Origin of the sequence: Ruminiclostridium cellobioparum subsp. termitidis CT1112 (assembly GCF_000350485.1) — a bacterium.
GTDB classification, from domain to species: Bacteria; Bacillota; Clostridia; order Acetivibrionales; family DSM-1351; genus Ruminiclostridium; species Ruminiclostridium termitidis.
This window is the reverse complement of the sequence record NZ_AORV01000010.1, coordinates 42112-64192: the sequence shown is the minus strand read 5'-3', so window position 1 is coordinate 64192 and position 22081 is coordinate 42112. Positions and strand designations below refer to the sequence as shown.

General features: G+C 41.2%; 18 protein-coding genes. 11 read left to right on the top strand and 7 right to left on the bottom strand.

Features of this window, described 5'->3' with window-relative positions:
- Positions 1-44 precede the first annotated feature (44 nt).
- Complete coding sequence (locus CTER_RS01800) at positions 45-1706, bottom strand: AMP-binding protein (protein ID WP_004623210.1); 1662 nt, start codon at positions 1704-1706, stop codon at positions 45-47.
- Positions 1707-1726: 20 nt separating this feature from the next.
- Positions 1727-2281, bottom strand: a complete 555-nt coding sequence (locus tag CTER_RS01795; RefSeq protein ID WP_004623292.1) for a helix-turn-helix domain-containing protein — start codon at positions 2279-2281, stop codon at positions 1727-1729.
- A 315-nt stretch (positions 2282-2596) separates the two neighbouring features.
- Here CTER_RS01795 and CTER_RS01790 point away from each other — a divergent pair, with 315 nt between their 5' ends.
- Positions 2597-3841, top strand: a complete 1245-nt coding sequence (locus tag CTER_RS01790; RefSeq protein ID WP_004623194.1) for a methyl-accepting chemotaxis protein — start codon at positions 2597-2599, stop codon at positions 3839-3841.
- A 108-nt stretch (positions 3842-3949) separates the two neighbouring features.
- Here the strand turns inward: CTER_RS01790 and CTER_RS01785 are convergent, their stop codons facing one another.
- From CTER_RS01785 to CTER_RS01770, 4 genes are all read right to left on the bottom strand, one after another.
- Positions 3950-5356: an ABC transporter permease gene (locus CTER_RS01785; RefSeq protein WP_004623251.1), complete on the bottom strand. Its 1407-nt coding sequence runs from the start codon at positions 5354-5356 to the stop codon at positions 3950-3952.
- On the bottom strand, positions 5343-7163 hold the full coding sequence (locus CTER_RS01780; RefSeq protein ID WP_004623286.1) for a COG1361 S-layer family protein: 1821 nt from the start codon (positions 7161-7163) through the stop codon (positions 5343-5345). The genes CTER_RS01785 and CTER_RS01780 overlap by 14 nt, the downstream gene beginning before the upstream one ends.
- Before the next feature lie 262 nt (positions 7164-7425).
- Positions 7426-7725 (bottom strand): hypothetical protein, encoded by a 300-nt coding sequence (locus tag CTER_RS01775; RefSeq protein ID WP_004623281.1) that lies wholly within the window; start codon positions 7723-7725, stop codon positions 7426-7428.
- A 62-nt stretch (positions 7726-7787) separates the two neighbouring features.
- Positions 7788-8492, bottom strand: coding sequence for an ABC transporter ATP-binding protein (locus CTER_RS01770; RefSeq protein WP_004623293.1), 705 nt, complete (start codon positions 8490-8492; stop codon positions 7788-7790).
- A 224-nt stretch (positions 8493-8716) separates the two neighbouring features.
- Between CTER_RS01770 and CTER_RS01765 the strand changes: the two genes are divergently transcribed.
- Positions 8717-9766, top strand: a complete 1050-nt coding sequence (locus CTER_RS01765) for an HD-GYP domain-containing protein (protein WP_004623270.1) — start codon at positions 8717-8719, stop codon at positions 9764-9766.
- Positions 9767-10240: 474 nt separating this feature from the next.
- Here the strand turns inward: CTER_RS01765 and CTER_RS01760 are convergent, their stop codons facing one another.
- Positions 10241-11119 (bottom strand): LysR family transcriptional regulator, encoded by an 879-nt coding sequence (locus CTER_RS01760; protein WP_004623232.1) that lies wholly within the window; start codon positions 11117-11119, stop codon positions 10241-10243.
- A 159-nt stretch (positions 11120-11278) separates the two neighbouring features.
- Between CTER_RS01760 and CTER_RS01755 the strand changes: the two genes are divergently transcribed.
- From CTER_RS01755 to CTER_RS01715, 9 genes are all read left to right on the top strand, one after another.
- A complete protein-coding gene (locus CTER_RS01755; protein ID WP_004623206.1) occupies positions 11279-15052 on the top strand; it encodes a phosphoribosylformylglycinamidine synthase in 3774 nt (1257 codons plus the stop codon).
- A 32-nt stretch (positions 15053-15084) separates the two neighbouring features.
- Positions 15085-15534 (top strand): VanZ family protein, encoded by a 450-nt coding sequence (locus CTER_RS01750; RefSeq protein ID WP_004623184.1) that lies wholly within the window; start codon positions 15085-15087, stop codon positions 15532-15534.
- A 241-nt stretch (positions 15535-15775) separates the two neighbouring features.
- Positions 15776-16576: a sugar phosphate isomerase/epimerase family protein gene (locus CTER_RS01745; RefSeq protein WP_004623296.1), complete on the top strand. Its 801-nt coding sequence runs from the start codon at positions 15776-15778 to the stop codon at positions 16574-16576.
- Positions 16577-16712: 136 nt separating this feature from the next.
- Complete coding sequence (locus CTER_RS01740; protein ID WP_004623291.1) at positions 16713-17522, top strand: DUF4097 family beta strand repeat-containing protein; 810 nt, start codon at positions 16713-16715, stop codon at positions 17520-17522.
- A gap of 161 nt (positions 17523-17683) precedes the next feature.
- A complete protein-coding gene (locus CTER_RS01735) occupies positions 17684-18793 on the top strand; it encodes a P-loop NTPase family protein (protein ID WP_004623287.1) in 1110 nt (369 codons plus the stop codon).
- A 3-nt stretch (positions 18794-18796) separates the two neighbouring features.
- Entirely contained in the window at positions 18797-20032 is a 1236-nt protein-coding gene (locus CTER_RS01730; RefSeq protein WP_004623282.1) for a TadA family conjugal transfer-associated ATPase, read from the top strand.
- 49 nt (positions 20033-20081) lie between these two features.
- Positions 20082-20825, top strand: coding sequence for a type II secretion system F family protein (locus CTER_RS01725; protein ID WP_004623259.1), 744 nt, complete (start codon positions 20082-20084; stop codon positions 20823-20825).
- A gap of 3 nt (positions 20826-20828) precedes the next feature.
- Positions 20829-21728, top strand: coding sequence for a type II secretion system F family protein (locus CTER_RS01720; RefSeq protein ID WP_004623284.1), 900 nt, complete (start codon positions 20829-20831; stop codon positions 21726-21728).
- Positions 21729-21767: 39 nt separating this feature from the next.
- Positions 21768-21977 carry a Flp1 family type IVb pilin gene (locus CTER_RS01715; RefSeq protein WP_004623202.1) on the top strand — a complete coding sequence of 70 codons (210 nt, stop codon included), beginning with the start codon at positions 21768-21770 and terminating at the stop codon, positions 21975-21977.
- The last annotated feature ends 104 nt before the right edge of the window (positions 21978-22081 follow it).

Sequence of the window (22081 nt, the reverse complement as noted above, 5' to 3'; positions counted from 1 at the left end):
AGTAAAATGCCTGAAATTTGTACAATTTCAGGCATATACTAATTTTATTTCTTATCGCTGTCGGTTTCTCTTATTTCAACGCGTCTGATTTTACCGCTGATTGTTTTGGGAAGCTCTTCCACGAATTCAATAATTCTGGGATACTTGTACGGAGCAGTTACTCTCTTTACATGATCCTGGAGCTCTTTTACCAGCTCTTCACCCGGAGAATAGTTCCTGGTCAGGACGACGGTCGCTTTTACGATCTGACCTCTTATTTCGTCGGGAACGGCGGTTATTGCGCATTCCATAACGGCGGGATGTTCGATCAAAGCACTTTCCACTTCGAAAGGCCCGATTCTGTAACCCGAACTCTTGATTACATCGTCTGATCTTCCCACAAACCAGTAGTAGCCGTCTTCATCACGCCATGCCACGTCACCGGTATAATAAATATCATCATGCCAGACCTTATTGGTCAGGGCTGTATCCCTGTAATATCCCCCAAACATTCCGGCCGGTTTCCTTTTAGAGGTTCTGACAACTATCTGACCTTCTTCACCGTCCTGAACAGAGTTGCCTTCATCATCCAGAAGGTCTATATCATATCCCGGTGAAGGTTTGCCCATGGACCCCGGCTTTGGCTCCATCCAGGGATAGGTTGCCAGGGTTACGGTCAATTCGGTTTGACCGAAGCCTTCCATAAGCTTTATACCGGTGGCTTTATAGAATTGATTATAAACCTCGGGATTAAGCGGTTCACCCGCCACTGCACAATACTTCAAATTGCTTAAGTCAAACTTTGTCAGATCCTCCTTTATAAAGAACCTGTACATGGTTGGCGGAGCGCAGAAGGTGGTGACTTTATGTTTACAAATGATCTGCAGCAATTCCTTCGGAACAAATTTATTATAGTCATACACAAAAACCGCACTGCCTGCCAGCCACTGGCCATAGATTTTTCCCCAGACGGCCTTTGCCCAGCCCGTATCGGCAACAGTCAGGTGTAAGCCGCCGTCGCTGACATTTTGCCAGTATTTTGCCGTCAGGATATGGCCCAACGGATATAAAAAATCATGCTGAACCATCTTGGGCATGCCTGTTGTACCCGAAGTAAAATAAAGCAGCGATATGTCGCTGTTCTGTGAAGCCTGATCCCCGGTCGGGTTTTCAAAAACATTGGAGGATTTGTCGACTTCACTGGTAAAGTCAAGCCAGCCATCTTTGCTGTCTCCCACAAGAGCTTTATATTTAAGGCTGGGAGATTTGCTCAGGGAGTCCTCGATATGCATGATGACTTCCGGTTCAGATACAGAGACAATCATTTTTATGTCGGCGGCATTTGCCCTGTAAACTATGTCTTTTGATGTCAGAAGGTGGGTTGCCGGTATTGTCACGGCACCCAGTTTATGCAATGCCAGTATGCAGAACCAGAATTCGTAGCGCCTTTTTAATATCAGCATTACCGGATCACCCCGTTTGATGCCGACAGCCTTAAAGAAATTTGCGGTTTTATCACTGTATTCTTTGAGCTGGGCGAAAGTAAAAGTTGCTTCCGCCCCTGATTCATCACACCATACAAGTGCAATCTTGTTTGGATCGGTTTTTGCATATTCATCAACAACATCGTATGCAAAGTTGAAATTCTCAGGTACTTTTATCTCAAAATTCTCATAGAAATCCTCATAGGATGAGAAGTCCAGCCGAGAAAGATACTTGTTTAACATTTGTTATTTTCCCCCTAGTGCTAAAGAATAATTGCCAAAAATTTAGCCTGCCTGCCGTTTAAGGCTTTCATGCCATGATTTGCAGAGGAGTCGAAATATACCGAATCTCCTTCCTCCAATACCAATTCATGCCCGTTGATTATTATTTTCAGGGTTCCCTCTATGACATAATTGAATTCCTGACCTTTATGTGAATTAAAGTGAACAGGAAAACTGTCGTCTTCAGGTGCAACAGTGACAATAAACGGTTCGGCCTTCTTGCCTATAAAGTTGTTGGCAAGACTCTGGTATTTATAATCCTCTCTTCTTTCCACATTGGCGCCTTTTCCTTTTCTGACCACCTGATAGGTGTGCAGCCTGGGATTATCACCGGTTAAAATGGCAGACAGCTCAACATTGAATCTGTTGGCTATCTGGTAAAGAAAGCTGACAGGAATATCGGTATTTCCACTTTCGTACTCAAGATAAATTTCTTCTGAAATATTAAGCTCAGCTGCAAGACTCTGGGCCGATATAGCCGAAATGTCACGCAGTTCCTTTATTCGGGATGCAATAAGCTTGATTTGTTCAGACATTTAATCACCTTCCCATATATGTATAATAAGCGATTTATTTTCTATAAACATAGCATATTTTATTAAATGGTGTATATATTGTAAGCAACCTTTTTTTTATACATTTTTAATGTTTTCTGCTCTGTTTATACCGATAATGTATAAAATATCAAAAAGCATTAAAAGAAAAGCTGAAATGTACAAAAATCATAAAAGTGAGTATGGATATTATCGACACAATATGATAGTATAAAAGAAAAAGTTACTAAGATTACCAAAGTTTCCGAAATTTCTTGAAATTCCAAAATTCCAAAAATACTGGGGGCGCGAGAGGCTATGTCTATCAGTAAAAAGATAATATTGATTGTTGTGGGATGCATACTGATTGTGGGCGGCGGGGTTACCGCACATGAGTTTTTAGATTTTCCGATTCTGCTTGCAGGAGCGATTTTGGCCGTATTTGTAATTTGCGTGGGTACATGGCTCACATTTTCCCTGACAATTCCAATAAAGGTCCTTCTGAAAGTAGTTGAGAGAACTGCCAATTTTGATTTGTCACATGATAAAAGCTATGACAGGATAAAGGGCAGAAGGGATGAAATGGGGCTGCTGGCAAGAAATCTTGCCTCCATGAGAGGTTCTTTGAGAGAGATGCTGGGTCTCATGCTGGACTCCTCCAAAAACATAATGGACAATTCCCAGGAGGTTCAAAAATTATCCCAGGAATTAAGAGATAAAACAAATGATACTCTTGAGACTACCGAACGTATTTCTGCCTCAATGGAGGAATCGGCTGCAACGACTCATCAGATAAATTTTGATACACAGGAAATCATGCAAAATGTAAATCTGATTTCACAAAATTCCGAATCCGGTGCCGATTCTGCAAATCTGATAAGTAAAAAGGCCAGTGAGATAAAGGAAAGTGCCGTGAAGTCAGCAGAAAATGCCAGCAATGTTTATGAAGATGTCAAGCAGCAGCTCAAAACGGCTATGGATAAGGCAAAGGCCGTTTCTCAGATAGAATTGCTTGCCCAGGCCATATTGCAGATTACCGAGCAGACAAATCTGCTTTCTCTCAATGCAGCCATAGAAGCGGCAAGGGCAGGGGAGGCAGGCAAGGGATTTGCTGTTGTGGCAGATGAAATCAGAAAATTGGCCGACCAGTCCTCAAAAACAGCAGCCGATATAAAGAATATTGTGAAGACAGTAAACGAGTCGGTGGGTGCACTTACAGACAGTGCAGGTGTTCTTCTGGATTTCGTTGATCAGGATGTTCTTTCAGACTATAGAAAACTGATAGAAACAGGTGAACAATATTACTCCGATTCAGCCCGTTTCAGTTCAATGATGAATGAATTCAATGAATCCTCGAAAACCATGAATAAATCTATTTCCAATATAGTTGATGCTCTTGAACAGGTGACGGCAAGTGTAAATGAGAGCGCTGACGGAATAGAGACAATCACGGTGAAAACGGCTGAAGTTGCCGAACAGTTTAAAAATGTTGAGAATTCAACCCATAACAATCTGGACTTCTCAAAGAAGCTGGAGAATCAGGTGCGGAAGTTTACTCTGTAAGGTAATTGTTTTATAAAAAAATTTAATAGTTCAACAGATAAGGAAAAGTCGGCTGCCGCCGACTTTTTTAGTTATTTCGAAATTTATTTTACATACACCTGCATGCACCTATTCTGACTTGATGGCTTCCAGTGCGCTGAGTTTCATAGCCCTTCTTGCAGGGGAAAAACCTGAAACAATTCCGATCAATATTGCAAAAACTATTGACAGCAGAGCCAGCCAGGGCGGAATAACCGATATCTTCGAACCGCCGCTGTTCATGCCCATTCCCATACCCATGCCCATTCCTACCATCCCGCCGTCACCTGAGTTCATAATATTTCTCCCTACGGTATTTAAAACCAGGGAGGCAAGATAACTCAGGAGGACACCGACGCACCCGCCAAAAAATCCGATGACGCCCGCTTCCAGGAGAAACAGCTGCCGGATATTGTTCATCTTGCAGCCCAAAACCTTCATAACACCTATTTCACGGGTTCTTTCGTATATTGACATTATCATGGTATTGGTAATACCGAGGGCGGAAATGAGAAGCGAAATCGCACCTATGCCTCCCAGTACCAGCTGTATGGTCTGGGCCTGTTTCTGCATGGGCTTTCTCATATCGGCAAGGCTGTTCGTACCGTATCCCATTTCATCTATTTCTTTCTGGACGCGGTCCACATCCTTCATATTGTCAACCATGACCATAAGTCTTTCAAAGCCTTTGGAAGTATCGGTGCTGGGCATGCCCCAATAATTGTCCTGTTTTCCGTTCTGAGATTTTGCATTATCCTTCATAAGTTTTTGAAGGTAGTTGTAATCCATGAAAATGTATCCGTCTTTCTGCCAATCGTTAGTGACGGACAACAGGCCTACTCCCTTGACTTTATATAGCTTGGGCGGCTTTTCGGAGGTTTCGGAACCTCCGATCCCCTCCTGACGCCGCTTTTCTCCGTAACTCATATCGAAGGTTACTTCCAGCTTGTCTGTCAATACGTCAACAGGCGGCTTTGAGTTTGGACCCATCATACCATATCTTGTTTTAGGATTATAAAAATACTGCGGTATATTGCCTCCAACCAGGATTTTATCGGTATCGCCCTCTTGAAGCAATCTTCCCTGTTCAACAGGATAATCGAAATTCTCTATGGTCCTGGCATCTATACCCATAACGGAAACGTAGGCCATATATTTGCCGGATACCAGCTTCATATTGCCTTCCACAACCGGTGTCACACCTCTTATGCCTTTTATTGCACTTATTTTTGATATGGCTATGCTGTCAAGCACAATCTCCTTTGGCGGTCCACCGGTATTATCGGGAGAGTTTCTGTATTTTGTCACATTGATAATATTCAAATTGCCCATCTGTTTCAGCTGCTCTTCGAAATTTTCATTCATGCCGATACCCAGGGATACCATTACAACAATTGCCGCTGTTCCGATTACAACGCCCAGCACGGTCAATACGGTTCTGGTTTTTCTTCTGAACAGGTTTTTCAAGCCCATGGATATAATATCAAAGCTCCTCATCGAACAATAATTCCTTTCTTCTTCTTATTTTTCTACGAACCAGAAGAATTACTGTTACCATGACTGCAAGCAAGCCTGTGCCTGATGCAATGTATGCCCATAGCGGAAATTTCTTTCCGCCCTCCTGGGGTATTGAACCATCGCCGGGCATAGGGGGAGGAGCCGGCATTTCCGAGGCATTTAATGTTATTTCCTTTTTAACCTCTTGTGGATTTCCTTCTGCGTCCTCATAGGAAAAAATGACGAAACCTTTTACCGGACCTGCTGCTCCGGGGGTTATTGCACCGTCAAAGGAATCGGTCTTACCGGGTTCGAAATTTCCCACAAAATAGCTGGTGCCTTCAACTTTAAAATCACCTTCAAGCTTGACCAACAGGTTATATAATGTGGATTTGCCCATATTATAAAAACTAACGTTTATAGGAACAGGATTGCCGATAAATGCTTCAGGCGGAAAACTGAAATCTCCTATTACCAGTCTTGTTGCCTGTGTAAGGGGAATTCCCACAATATCCTTTGTCGTATAAGGATTTCCCTTATCGTCCTCATAGTCATAATTTACACTGATGGTATACTGCTTCGGTGCCGCATCCGATTTTGAGGAAAAACTGATTTGTTTCTTAACATTCTTTTTTGGTGAAATATTATCTATGTAAAAAGAATTTGAATTAACCGTGGAAAAAGTACCATCATCAGAATTAAGGGTGATCTTAACATTTTTTATTGCCGATGATTTGCTTGTATTCAATATTGACAAATCCAGGGTAAAGGGCTGTCCTGCCTTAATGGTCTTGGGATTGATACTGTAGCTGTCAATTATTAACCTGGGTACGGTTTTTCCGGTGGAATTTTCTACATAGAAACCCACATATTGCATTACAGTCTGCTTGGAAGCCGCATCTGCGGAAGGTACATCATATTCCACATTCAGTGCGACAGCGTAATTTTTTGTTACGGCTTCATCTGAAATAAACAGCTGGAACTGTACATTTTTTGTTTCTCCTTTTTTCAGTGTAGGAATAATTATAGTGTTTTGTGTCCTGGGAATTATTTCCTTATCCGCGGTAACTGTTACTTTTACGTTCCGTGCATCTTCAGTTCCGGTATTCACAACGTCAAAAGCCACCAATGCGTTTTCTCCTGGGGAGAGCGCAGAGGCGGGGGAAACAATATTTTTCAGTTCGACTATTGTCTGGGAGTCCTGTCCCTGTATATTGATAAAGAAATCAATCTCATCGGAATGGCTTTCACCGTCAGGATCTGAATAGTCAAGCTTCAATTTCAGACTATTGGCACCGGCCTCTATTTTCTTTGATGCCGAAAGATTATATGTTATTGTTGAAGTATCATATCCGTATATGATTGAACGGGTTTGCTTGCTTGTGGTTCCCTGGATACTGACACCGTCATTTTTCAGGCCTAACAGCGTAACTGAAACGTTTTTTGCAGATAACTGGCCTTCGTTTTCAAGTGTGATATCCATCCGAAAGTCCTGTCCCGGCTGTACGGGAGAAGGATTTGTAGTCACGGTTTTAAGGATCAGCTTTGGAAGGGCGTTTCCTTCCAGTGTTTTTATATAGCCGGTTTCTGTGGTACTGTAATAATCATTATATGTATTGTAGAATTGAATATTAAATTTAATGGGGTATGTCTTGGCTGCCGCTCCGGGAGTGATGCTGAAGGTGAATTTAACCTCGGTAGCCTCATTGGGGAGCATTGAGTCAATGGTTTGAGACAGATTCATTGATTCTATCTCAATTGGAACAGAGCCGTCCAATACGGGGGAAACAGTGACCTTTTTGGCCACATACTGTCCTGCGTTCTTTATGGGCAGTGCATAGGTAATTTGATATCCCGCCTGTCCCGACGGTATGGGGGAGTTACCTGAAATTACTATTTTAGGTGCTTTTTTAGTGGTATCTTCCGGTGCTGAGGAGGAAGTATCGGGTATGGCCTGTGATATGTTGATAAAATCGGATAAATTGTATTCAACACCGTTGATTTTATAATAAATATTAACTTCCAGTCTTTTAGAGCCTCCGTTAAAGACGAAGGTCGTATCATCGGTTTTAAAAATTTGATCCTTCGGGCCTTGCTGTCAGCGTCGATCCTCCGTCCTTCAGGGAAAAGGAGGAGCCGGTGATTTCAATATAATCCACCACAGCATTTGAGGTGTTTTTTTTGACATGAAGGGTTATATTGAACGTATCGCCGTCTGTAAGTGTCGGAGAATTGGATATGTTATAGCTATAGCCGCTCAAAACCACATCATTTACCTCGGCATTCACAGGGGTAACTCTAAATAAAACATTTGATAGTACTATCAGGCATATCAGCAGAATAGAATTATATTTTTTTACGGTTTTCATAAGTTTTTATCCTCCAGGCTACACTTTGGTGTTATTTTTAAATTTATTTTGGTAAATTCCTTCTATTTTATCAAGGAAGGAGTTTTAAATTCCACTTTTTCAATATTGCCGTCCAGAATATGTATTATTTTGTCGGCGTAACCGGCAATGTTTGTATCATGTGTAACTATTATCAAAGTTTGATTGTTTTTTCTGGCAATTCCGGTAATCAGGTCCATGACCTCCACGGTGGTTTTGGAATCAAGATTTCCTGTGGGTTCGTCGGCGAAAACTATTTCCGGATTGCCTACGAAGGCTCTTGCAATGCCCACCCTTTGCTGCTGGCCGCCGCTCATCTGCGAAGGCTTTCTGTTGCTGTGGGATTTGAGCCCCACAGAGCTAAGCATCTGCTTTGATTTCTTGTCCCTTATCCAACGGGGAATTCCTTTAAAGGCCAGCGGCAGTCCGACATTTTCCATGGCTGTCAGGTTTGGGAGCAGATTGTAGGATTGAAAAACGAAACCAATATATTTTTGCCGAAAAAGCACAAGCCTTTTTTCGTCTAATTTCTCAACATGTGTATTTTTTATTATGATTTCACCTCTGGTCGGTTTCTCAAGCCCGGCCATGAGATTCAGCAGCGTGGATTTTCCTGAACCCGAAGTTCCAAGCAGGCAGCATATTTCACCCTTGCCTATGGAAAGATCGATATTTTCAAGAGCTATGACCTTTTCATTACCAACTCTGTATACTTTGCGGATTCCTTTTACTTCGATGATATTCTCCAAATAAATTCATTCCTCCTTTGCCTGAATTTTCCTAACCATATTTAGACGAACCAATAATAATAAAGGTTCCCAATATAATGTAAAAAAAATTTTACATATATTGTACTTAAATGGCGAAATTTGGGTGACTATTTCCCAACTTTATTATATAATATTCTTGTAAAAAAAATAGTGGGTGTATTTCTTAAGTTTTTCTTAATTAATGAGAAAGCGGGCGGGATACTATGGAAAAAATATATGTCGGAGTTAATGAAGATATTTTGGGAAGTTATCTGGGCGAAGACGTGTACTCGGTGGGCGGTAACATGATTGTGCCCTCAAATACCATTATTACGGATTATATTTTAAAAAAGCTTGTTGACTTCAGAATTGACAAAATCTTTATCTATAATTCAAATCCTGTTCATGGGGATGAGTATCTATCCAATGAAAAATTAAACCAAGACCAGAAAAAATATATTGAGGATGTCAATGTTGCAAAACAGATGCTCCAGGACCTTGCCTCGGGTAAAAAATTGGACTTCAGCAAGGCCGAGGATATATCCGAGCATATTTACAGCAAGATAAATGACTGCGGCTCTCTGATGGATTGTGTAAATTCAGTCCGAATTGCAGATTCCTATACATATTCACATCTGGTCAATGTTTCGGTATATTCCATGCTTCTTGGCAAATGGCTGGGCTTTGGCAAAAAGCAGTTAAAGGAAATAGTAATGGCCGGCTTGCTCCATGATGTGGGTAAGGCACGGATTCCCGAAGAAATACTGAATAAAAAGGGTGCATTAACTGATTGTGAATATGAGATCATGAAAAGACATACTGTTTACGGTTATGAAATAGTAAAAGGCATCAAAGGGATCAGTATGGATATCAAAAGGGCTGTAATAATGCATCACGAAAAAGAAGACGGCACCGGTTATCCTTTCGGAATAAAAGGCAGTCAAAAAAATCTGTATTCCAAAATTGTTACTGTATCGGATATTTTCGATGCAATAACCTCCGAAAGAGTCTACAGGGGAAGACAGACTCCCTTCACAGCTTTTAAAGAACTGGAAAATGTGGGCTTTGAAACAGTTGATCCCAAGATCATGATGGCCCTATTTACAAATATGCCCAGCTATTATGTGGGTTCAAAGGTAAAGCTTAAAAACGGGGAAATCGGTGAGGTGGTATATGTTCCAAATCAGTGTGCATATGCTCCCGTTATCAGGGTCAATGAGGATTTCGTCGATTTCTCAAAAGAGAAAGAGGAATTGATCAAGGAGTTTTTATAAAAACTTTGCAGGGTACTTTCCTGGTTAAAATCTGTTTGTACAGACAATAAGGAACAATTTTAATTCATGTCTTTAAATCAATGGTGCTCCTGGTGAGTCAGCAGCCATTTATTACGAAAAGTACCTGCGTTTTTAAAACCGGTACAATATTATACTGGTACAAGCATTAAATTAACCCGTTGTGCTAATTAAAATTTTGTTTTGCTTTACAGATAGATTTAATCAGAATCAACTGGTACGAGAGGACAACTTCATGAAATAAGATGCACAGTTAAAAACAATTGCGGTAAATTGTCGACGACGGCAAAACCGCTTTAAATGAGGCGATACAATTTTCGCAATTGTTTTGTGGGTATCCTTATTTCATGAAGTTAGTACGGAAGTTACCAGTTGATATAAAAAATTACACAGGTAAAGTAAAGATTAAATTAACTGGCACAACACGTTAAATTAAATAACTGCAACAAATATTTATCACAGAAGGATATCTATAAAAGTTTTGACTGCTTTTGAAAGCATTACATTTTTCATGGTAACTATGCCGACCTCTCTTTGCGGCAGTTCTTCCATGGTTTTTATATGGAACAACTGCCCGCTTTTAATATGTTCAACCGCACTGTTCTTCAGAACATAAGCAATTCCTGTGCCGATCAGGGCGAACTCCACCAGCAGGTCAAGGCTTTCAAGTTCTATTTCAGGGGAGCAGGCAAGGCCATGCCGGGCAAAAAAGGCATCGATGGCCTTCCGGGTGGAACTGTCGGGAGGGAGCATGACCAGGGGGTTGGTGTTCAATTCCTCAAGAGATATTTCTCTGCCTTTAAGTCCGGAATATTTTTCAGAAGCAACAAAAATATCATCAACAGTTATAAATGGTACTGCCGAGTATATTTCACCGTTTACCGGAAGGGTCGAAATGACCATGTCCACCATGCCGTTTTTCAGTACCTCCAGCAGCTGAGGAGTGGTACGGTTTACTACTTTTATAGCTATCTGAGGGTACAGAAGTCCGAAATTTTTAATATATGGCATAACGAAGTATTTGCATATGGAATCACTGACACCTATCCGTATCTCACCGGATTTCAAATCCTCCAGCTCCTGAAGCTTCGATTCGGCCGTTTTCAGAAAATTAAAGGCCTGTGATACATAACTGAAGAGCATTTCTCCTTCCGAAGTCAATTGAATGGCTCTGGATTTTCTGAAGAAAAGTGTTACTCCCAGCTGGGTCTCCAGCTGCTTGATTGACTGGCTCACCGCCGATTGTGAAATAAACAGCTTTTTTGCTGCTGTCGAGAAACTTTTATTGGAGCAGCAGTAATAAAATATTTTATACAGCTCAAAGTTTATATCCATAAGTACTCCTAATGTAAAATATTAATAATATTAATTTTACTAATATATTTTATCATATTATAATTTAAATATCATCCTGTCCTTAACTGATAAATATAGATTTTTTAACATATTCTGAATTTTGAATGGCGTGAATTTTACGCCGGAAACGGAGCCGATATGGGAAGCATAGTAAAAAGACTTTTTGTTGAAAAGAAAAAACCATATGATGTGGAGGCACAGGGGCTTTTGTCCGACCTGACCGAAACATTGGGCATAAAGTCACTGGAGTGGGTAAAAATAGTAAACCGGTATGATATGGAAGGAATTAGCGACCAGGAGTACAGGATGGCACGAAACACTATCTTTTCGGAACCTCCCGTAGATTTTGCATACGATGAAGAATATGCAATCCCTGCCGGCTGCAAGGCCTTTGCGGTTGAATACCTGCCCGGACAGTATGACCAGAGAGCCGATTCGGCCGCCCAGTGCATACAGCTGCTGACCCAGGGAGAACGTCCTGAAATAAAGGCTGCCAGAGTAATAGTGCTGGGCGGCTCAGTTTCTGAGCAGGACCTTGCAGCTATCAAGAAATTTTATATAAATCCGGTTGAAAGCAGGGAAGCAGGGATGGAAAAGCCTGAAACCCTGAGAACCGAGGTTGAACAGCCGGAGGCTGTGGCAACTGTCAACGGATTTATAAATATGGACCGGGAACAGCTTTCGGGTCTTCTGAAAGAAATGGGCTTTGCAATGTCTTTTGATGATATTGTGTTCTGTCAGGAATATTTTAAAAATACCGAGAAAAGAGATCCATCTGTAACTGAAATGAGAATGATAGATACTTACTGGTCGGATCACTGCCGGCATACCACCTTCCTTACCTGCATCGACGACGTCAGATTTCAGCCGGGTAAATATACCAAAGTGATAGAAGAAACTTTTAATGACTACAAGTCTGCCAGAGAAGATATTTACAAGGGGCGTTCCGACAGGGATATATGCCTGATGGATGTTGCGCTCATGGCTATGAAGCAGCTTAAAAAGCAGGGCAGGCTGGAGGATCTGGACCTTTCGGATGAAATCAATGCCTGCAGTATTGTTGTTAATGCCGATATAGGCGGAAAGAATGAAGAATGGCTGGTAATGTTCAAGAACGAAACACATAACCATCCCACAGAAATAGAACCTTTTGGAGGAGCTGCCACCTGTCTGGGCGGCGCCATCCGCGACCCGCTTTCGGGAAGGGTATATGTCTATCAGGCGATGAGGGTGACAGGAAGCGGCGACCCCAGAAAGAAGATGGAAGAAACCATTCCCGGAAAGCTGCCTCAAAAGAAAATAACCACCGGCGCCGCAGCCGGCTACAGCTCCTACGGCAACCAGATAGGTCTTGCGACAGGGCAGGTTGCTGAAATATACAATGAAGGCTATGTTGCAAAGAGGATGGAGATAGGTGCCGTAATAGGCGCCGCCCCCAGGAAAAATGTTGTGCGCATGCAGCCGGTAGCCGGCGACAGGATAGTACTGCTGGGAGGCAGGACGGGGAGAGACGGCTGCGGAGGAGCAACGGGTTCATCCAAGGCGCATACCGAAGAATCGCTGGTAACCTGCGGAGCTGAAGTTCAGAAGGGAAATGCTCCCACAGAGAGAAAGATCCAGCGCCTGTTCAGAAACCCCGAGGTAAGCACCTTGATCAAGAGATGCAACGACTTCGGTGCAGGAGGCGTATCGGTGGCTATCGGCGAACTGGCCGACGGACTTGAAATAGATCTGGATATGGTTCCAAAGAAATATGAAGGTCTGGACGGGACAGAGCTGGCTATTTCCGAATCCCAGGAGAGAATGGCTGTAGTTGTAAATTCGTATGATGTGGAAAAATTCATTAAATATTCAAATGAAGAAAACCTTGAGGCCGTTGTGGTCGCCGAGGTTACTGCGGCACCCAGGCTTAAGATGAACTGGAGGGGCAAAACCATAGTCAATTTAAGCCGGGAATTTCTGAATTCAAACGGAGCAAAGCAAAGAATAGACATTGAGATAACTGCTCCGGATGAGGAGAGCTATTTTGACAGATATAAAAATATAAAAATTGAGAATCTTACCGAAAAGTGGGTGGAAAACCTTCAGAACCTGAACAGATGCAGTCAGAAAGGGCTTGTGGAGCGCTTTGATTCAACAATAGGCGCAAATACAGTCCTGATGCCCTTCGGTGGAAAGAACCAGCTCACGCCTGCCGAGGGTATGGCCGCAAAGCTGCCGTTAATGGAAGGGGACACCACTACCGGAACCTTGATGTCCTATGGCTGCAATACTGAAATATCCACGTGGAGTCCCTTCCACGGTGCGGTGTTTGCAGTTGTGGAATCTGTGGCAAAAATTGCAGCCATGGGCGGTGACTGCAAAAAGATCAGATTGACACTGCAGGAATATTTCGAGAAGCCGGGAAGGGATGCAAAACGCTGGGGCAAGCCTTTAAGCGCACTGCTGGGTGCATACTATACACAAATGAAACTCGGAACTGCCGCAATTGGGGGCAAGGACAGCATGTCGGGCAGCTTCAATGAGCTGGATGTCCCGCCTACACTTGTATCCTTTGCAGTAGATACAGTAAATGTAAACAATGTTGTTTCCAATGAGTTTAAAGGGGCTGGGAACAAAGTTGTACTTTTGCCGGTTGGACTGGACCGGAATAACCTTCCCGACTTCGAAGAACTGGAGAGGGTTTATGAAGCTGTTCACCAAATGGCTGCCCAGAAGTCAATATTGTCTGCAAGCTCGGTAAGAGAAGGCGGTATAGCTGAAATAATCAGCAAAATGGCCTTTGGAAATATGATTGGATTTGATTTTGCCGGGAATATGGAAACAGCAATGCTGTTTAAGCCGCTCTATGGCTCAATTGTTATTGAAGTTAAAGAAAGCACCGAGCTGTCATCGGTTCTGTCGGGCATAAATTACACGGTGCTTGGTATTACAGCTTCCACTGCCGAAATAAAGGTTGCAGGAGAAAAAATACCACTGGCCATGCTTGTAGAAAAGTGGCAGGCACCTCTGGAAAAGGTATTCCCGACCAGAGTAAAGCAGCAGGCGGCAGCCCCTGTGGAATATAAACATGAAGCCGGTAAAAAGGCAAGGCCATCCGTAAAGCTTGCCATACCAAGGATATTTATACCTGTATTCCCGGGCACCAACTGTGAATACGATACTAAAAAGGTTTTTGAAAAAGCGGGCGGAATTGTTGAAACTCTGGTTATAAGAAACCTCTCGCATAATGATATAGAAGCATCTATCAAAGAGATGGAAAGATTGATCAACAATTCCCAGATAATAATGATTCCGGGCGGCTTCAGTGCCGGAGACGAACCAGAAGGCTCAGGCAAATTCATCGCCACAGCCTTCAGAAATCCTGTGGTCAGCCAGGCTGTGATGAAGCTGCTCAAGGAGAGGGATGGTCTGGTGCTTGGCATATGCAACGGCTTCCAGGCACTGGTAAAGCTTGGATTGCTGCCCTTCGGGGAAATCAGGGATATTGATGAAAGCTGCCCGACGCTTACCTTCAACACTATTGGACATCACCAGTCCTGTCTGGTGAATACCAAGATAACTTCAAACCTTTCACCGTGGCTGAACAACGTAAAGGTTGGAGACATTCACACAGTAGCCATCTCCCATGGTGAGGGCAGATTTACAGCCGGCAGCGATGTGCTGGAAACTCTGCAGGCAAATGGTCAGATAGCTACCCAATATGTTGATTCCAACGGCAGGCCGACATACGATATCAGCTATAATCCCAACGGATCGGTAAATGCCATAGAAGGCATTACAAGCCCTGACGGAAGAGTATTCGGTAAAATGGGACACTCAGAGAGAATAGGGACAAACCTGTATAAGAATGTGCCGGGAGAGAAGGATCAGCAGTTATTCCAGGCAGGAGTGGACTATTTTAGAGCGTAGAATATAAACATAGGAAAGTACAGGTGTGGTCAATGAAGAAAATTACCGGCAGAAGTTTAAAATATGTGGCTGTATTTTTGCTGACAGCATATCTCTTTTTATTGGCCTACCTTACTTTTTTCAGTTCCCATTACGGCCGCGGAAACGGACTGAGAGGAATAAATATTGTCCCGTTTTCAACTATAATGCAATATTTGACCCGTCATATGGGAACCCGCAGTGTGATAGTAAACCTGGCAGGAAATATAGTGGCATTCATGCCGATGGGTTTTCTATTGCCATTAGCTTTTGAAAGTATGAAAAAATTCAGCAGGGTAATTGCTGCTTCCATTTTTGCAACTGTTCTTGTTGAAGTTGTTCAATACCTGACAAGCTCAGGGATAAGCGATATCGATGATATTTTTCTGAACCTCCTGGGGGGTATATCCGGGTATCTCCTTTATAAAGCATTACTTACCATTTTTAAAAAGCATAAATCTTAAAAGTATAAATCTTAAGACCTAAAATGGATTATTTCCTGAACTTCTAAAAGATATCAAAAGAATAATATTATAATATATATGGCAATACTTATACAGCGTATTAAAGGCTGCAGTGCATCACGGTATTGATGGGTTTTGTTTCCTTGCAGTCAACGGAAAAAAATGTTATTATGAGAACTAGTTAAATGTCTATTGATTACAATTTAACTGTGTGTCAACGGCACACGGACGGGAGGTTAATATGAAGATATCATTTTCTACGCTGGGCTGTCCTGGCTGGAGTTGGGAGGATATGCTCTCGACAGCAAAGGACATCGGCTTTGATGGTATTGAAATTCGAGGTATAGGAAATGAATTATATGCACCCAGAGCTAAACAATTTACTATTGAAAATATTGATTTGACTAAAAAGAAGCTTGATAAAATAGGTCTTGAAATACCTTGCCTGACGTCTGCAAGTTATTTATTTGATAAAGCAAATATTGATAAGCATATTCAGGAAGCACAGGACTATATTGAACTTGCTTCAAAACTCGGTGCACCTTATGTCAGAGTATTGGGAGATGCACAGCCTCAGCCCGGCGATGTTGACATTGAGTTTGTAATCGATAACCTGAGAAAACTGTCAGTAAAGGCTCAAGAGAAGGGCGTAAAGCTTCTCGTAGAAACAAATGGAGTTTTTGCAGCTTCAAAGGTATTGAAGGCGGCCATTGAAAAGGTGGCGTCGGATTATGTAGGAGTTTTATGGGATGTCCACCATCCAATCAGATTTTTCAATGAGTCTGTAGAGGAAACTTATGAAAATCTGAAGAACCATATTTCCTTCATTCATATCAAGGATTCAATAGTGGTTGATGGTGTTATAAAGTATAAGATGATGGGACATGGCGATATTCCCATTAAAAGTATAGTCAGAATACTTAAGGAAAATGACTATAAAGGATATCTGTCTCTTGAATGGGTAAAGAGATGGTGCCTTGACCTGGAGGAGCCGGGAATAGTTTTTTCACATTATGCCGGTTACATGAAAAGTCTGATCTGATCAGCAGGCTTTAAAAATATTACTGTATGAATAATTAGCCTGTCCATTCTTCAAAGTGGGGTGGACAGGAAATAATTGAGTTTATGTGGAAAAATATGGTATTATTCTTGCGATAATAATATTGCAGGAGACTACCATGAAGAGATTAACCATATATTTTCTGTTTCTATTTATAACAATTCTATTAGCAGGCTGCGGTCGGCAGGCTGTTGCCCTTCATAAGCAAGGCACCTATCAATATAAGAATTCTACAATTGAGCTAAGTAAAAAAGTAAGGACACTGGATATTTCGGTGGACTCGGGAAAACTTCAGATATTCTGCTGGGACAAGCCCGAAATAAGCTGTGAAATTAAACATACGGTCAGGGACAAAAAAACTGATGAGCAGCTTCAAAAGCTTCTTAACAAATTTTCAGTCAAGAGTACGGTTAAGGATAATATCTGCTATATTTCGGTAGACTATGACGGAAATATCAAAAATTCAAATGATATTTTTTCGGAAGTCAAGCTTACAATTCCCCGGAGAATCAACAGCATTGAGCTGGTACAGGAACAGGGGAGTCTTGTAGTCGAAGATAAATTCGAAGGAAGCATAAAAGCAGAACTGGAGGCTGCAAGTGCAGAGATTAAAGCTTTATACGGCTCAATGTCGATACATTGTGAAAATGGCAATTTCAGACTGAATTCCGGCAGACTGACCCGAGCTTCCGAGGTTAAAATTGAAAAAGGGAATATATATGTAAAGGCTGAATGTGAAGGTAAGTCTACCCATTCCTTTGAAACCAGAACCGGGAATATTGAGCTAACCTTTCCTGTTACCTCGGCTATAAGCCTTGACACAGCCGGCACTATATCCCATAATCAATTTACCGGATCAGAGGGAGATATCAAAGTAAATGCAAGTACAAAATTTGGTAAATTGTCAATTAATGGATACATAAATTGAGAAAAATGAAATAAATTAACAAATTTAGAAAAAACATGTTGACAAAAAATAAATCTGTATTTATAATTTAAATAGATCGTTTAAAAACCTTCTCATTTTCCAATTCGCTTATACTTTTAGAGAGATTTATATATATTATACAAAAGAACTGGAGAAAGCTAATGTCACTCATAAAAATAATGATTATGGACGATGATGATGAATATTCGTTCAATCTGTGTAATTCTCTTACCCATAATTTTTCTGAAACCTTGCTTGTAAATTATTGCAGCAATTCCTATAACATTGAAGAATGGATAAAAAAAATCGACCCCGACATTGTTCTCACCTGTGAAAAGTATTATCTCCAAATAAAAAAATATTTTGCAAAGCCTATCTTTATCTTATCATCAGGAATCACAGAGAGCAGCTTTTCAGAAATCCCTTCGATATATAAATACAAGGAAGTCGATAAAATTGCCGGAGATATTGTCAATGGCTTTATAAATACAGGAAATATCATAAAAAATACTAAGGAAAAAAACACGAAAGTAACAGCTGTCTACTCTGCTTCGGGCAGTGTCGGAAAAACCTCCATTGCCATGGGAATAAGTTCATTTTGTTCTCTATCCGGTCTAAAGGTTTTCTATCTGAATCTGGAACAGTTTCAATCCACAAATTTCTTTTTTTCCTGCAATGCGGAATACTCGCTATCTGAAATTATTTATTATGTACAGCAAAGGGACAGGAATCTGCTATCAAAGCTTCCAGCCCTGTGGTGTCAGGATCCGTCTGCAAATATTTTTTATTTCAAGGAGGCGAAGCATCCCTTTGAAATAAATGAGCTGCTTCCCGGGGATATTGAATTTCTCATGAATTCGCTGAAGGAATGCGGAAAATACGACCTTATTGTCATTGATATGGATTCGAGGTTTGACTCCAACTCAATAGAAGTCTTCGTAAATGCTGATGAAGTTATATATATTATCACTGACGAAGAAATATGTTTACATAAAACAAAGGTCTTTATGGAAAGCTTAAGCATGCTTTCAAATACAACAGGTCAACATTCTTATTTGTTACATAAATTCTTATATGTTGCAAATAAAGTATCAAATCAGGGTCTCCCATTATTCCCACATTTCATATCTAAAGAAAGTTTCATTTCTCAAATTCCCTTCAATGAAATTGTCAATTCAAAAAAGTTCAGTATAATGGGAGGACCTGAAGAAATATACAATTCCATAAAAAAAATCGCCGGCAGATACATCAGCAGTCAACCTGGAGGATAAAAATTGAATCAGAACCTGGTAAACGAAATTAAAGCTGCTATAAATGAAAGAATTGATTTAAAGAGGAATTTATCGGATGAAGAAATTAGTGAAATAGTTGAAAAATCGGTATTTGAAAAATCGAGAGAAATTATTTTAAGCACCTGTGAAAAGAAGGAAATAATATCGTCCATTTTCAATTCCCTGCGCAGACTTGATATTATCCAGCCCGTGCTTGAGGACCCCGGTATCACCGAGATAATGATAAACGGGCCGGATAATATTTTTATAGAGAGGAATGGAAAAAGTGAAAGACTTGATCTTCATTTTGAATCTTCTCAAAAGCTGGAAGACATAATTCAAATAATGGTAACAGCAGTAAACCGGACGGTCAACGAGTCCACACCTATTGTGGATGCCAGGCTCAAAGACGGCTCAAGAATAAATGTGGTTCTTCCGCCCATTGCTCTTAATGGGCCAATCGTTACCATCAGAAAATTTCCCGACAAACCCGTTAATATGGAAAAGCTCATAGAGCTTGGGTCATTGACGGCCCAAGCCGCCGATACTCTGAGAAAACTGGTGGTGGCAAAATACAATATTTTTATCAGCGGCGGAACCGGTTCTGGCAAAACCACCTTTCTCAATGCATTATCAAATTATATCCCACAGGATGAGAGAATCATTACAATAGAAGATTCTGCAGAACTGCAAATACACAATATCCCGAACCTCGTCAGGCTTGAGACCAGAAATGCCAATCTGGAGGGAAGAGGTGAGATCACCATCAGGGATTTGATAAAGACCTCTCTTAGAATGAGGCCAAACAGGATCATAGTTGGCGAAGTAAGAGGACCTGAAGCTATTGACATGCTGCAGGCAATGAATACGGGTCATGACGGTTCACTTTCAACAGGCCATGCCAATTCAGCCATGGATATGCTGTCAAGGCTTGAGACAATGATATTGAGCTCATCGGCCATACCCCTTGAAGCAGTACGTAAGCAGATAGCCTCGGCAATAGATATAATTGTTTTTCTGTCAAGATTGAGGGATAAATCCAGACGAACACTTGAAATTTCAGAAGTGCTGGGTCTTGAGAACGGACAGTATATGCTCAACCCGCTGTTTAGCTTTGAAGAGGTTCATGGGGACAATACCGGTTTAACCGGCAAGGTTACCGGCTGTTTGGAAAGAAGTGCAAATCCATTGGTTAATACTCAAAAAATGATAAATGCAGGCTTATCATGTGATATATAGTATATTGTCAGTGAATATGATTTCACTGATGTTTAAGGAGGGATAGTTTTTGCAGGACTACGATATTTATTTGATACCTCTGAAATGGAAGGTATTCTATATATTACTTGCTTCAGCAGTTATTTTTACAGTTTCCTATCTCTTTTACAGAAGTGTTGTATTTGCCGGAATTCTCAGTCCGTTGGGAATTTTATACCTGAAGTATAAGAAAAAGCAATTGATAGACAAACGAAAAAATGAGCTGAATATTCAGTTTAAAGATTTGCTGACATCTTTGGCCTCCTCTCTGTCTTCAGGCAAAGCAATAGAGAATGCCTTCAATGTTGCCCTGGGCGATTTGCTCGTTCTATACCCAGGTGAAGAGAGCGACATAATCAAAGAGACCAGAATCATAATTCATAAGCTGTCTTTAAACATCACAGTGGAGGAGGCCATATGGGATCTGGCCAAACGCAGCAAATTGGAGGATATAGTTAATTTTTCCGATGTGATAAGCATTTGCAAGAGGGCCGGAGGGAATTTGATAGAAGCAATAAAGAATGCCTCGGGAATAATAAGCGACAAAATAGAAATGAAGCAGGAAATAGAAACTCTGTTGTCTTCAAGAAATTTTGAGCAAAAAATCTTGAATATTATGCCTGTTGCTATGATTCTTCTTTTATCCCTGACTGCCCAGGATTACATCAGTCCCATATTTACAACGGTTCAGGGGAAAATGGCAATGACATTGTGCCTGCTGCTGCTATGGGCTGCTTATGTACTATCCGGTAAAATTATGAATATTAGGTTGTGAAATATGCTTCTTATAAAAATAATCACATTAGCTGCTCTCATGGGCAGTATCTCGTACCTGCTGGTCATACTTGCGGGTAACTATGCCAGGTACCTGGCATATATTAAGGCTCTGGACAAGTCAAAGGACCGCTTTTTGAAAAGATTTCTTCCTATCGGCCTGTATGTTCTTGACAGATATGGCTATTCGTTTAATTCTGCCTATGACAGGAGAATCCTTAACTTTATTTGTGAAGTATACGGTCAGGAATACTCCTTCTTTTACATAAGAGTAATGTATGCCAATAAGATTGCCCTATTTGCACTTTTTGTCATTTTGGAATTGATTACTGCTCTGGCTTCAGGATATGATCTGTCATATATGATTTACATTGTAATGCTGATGGCCTTAATTATGATAGTGGAGGATACACGTCTGAAGAACAGGGTGAAATTGAGAAGACTGGAGATTCAGCTGGAATTTCCGAATTTTATTAATAAACTTACCTTACTGTTAAATGCAGGGATGACAATGTCAAAGGCCTGGGAGAAGATTTCCGGCGACAGAACCGGCAGCAGGAGCACTTTTTATCAAGAGGTTGAGAAAACTGTATGCGACCTGAAAGCAGGGAAGAATGAAGCCGAGGCCTACAGCCAGTTTGCAAAAAGGGTCAAAGTGCCTGAAATATCAAGATTAATGTCGACAATTTTGCAAAATACCAAGAGGGGAGGAACTGATTTGGTCCTCTCATTGAGATTGCAGTCAAATGAATGCTGGGAGATGCGCAAAAGTGCAGTAAGAAAATTGGGAGAGGAAGCTTCAACAAAACTCCTGTTCCCGATGATGATAATGTTTTTTGCGATTTTAATAATAGTCGTAACTCCTGCAGTTCTCTCCATGCAGGGGATAGCATCGGATTTTTAAAAAGGGAATATCAAGATTTTATTATTTAGGAGGTCAGTTATGAATTCTGCATTAAAAAGGTTTTTTACAGAAGAAGATGGGATGGGTACTGTTGAGGTAATAATTATTATAGCTGTATTGGTGGGAGTTGCATTGCTTTTCAGAAAGCAGCTCATCAACTTTGTGAATGCTATAATCAACAATCTGTTTCCTGATGCAAGCAAGCTTGAGAATAATAAAAACGGAACCCAGGGTACTCTTGCCGGCTGAGAATTTTACATTTGATAACCTCGTATAAAATGGGGAGTTTATCTCCCCCGATGCTATGGCGGCCCGGACAATTGAGAAAATGACTGCCTGCCAGAATAGGGGAT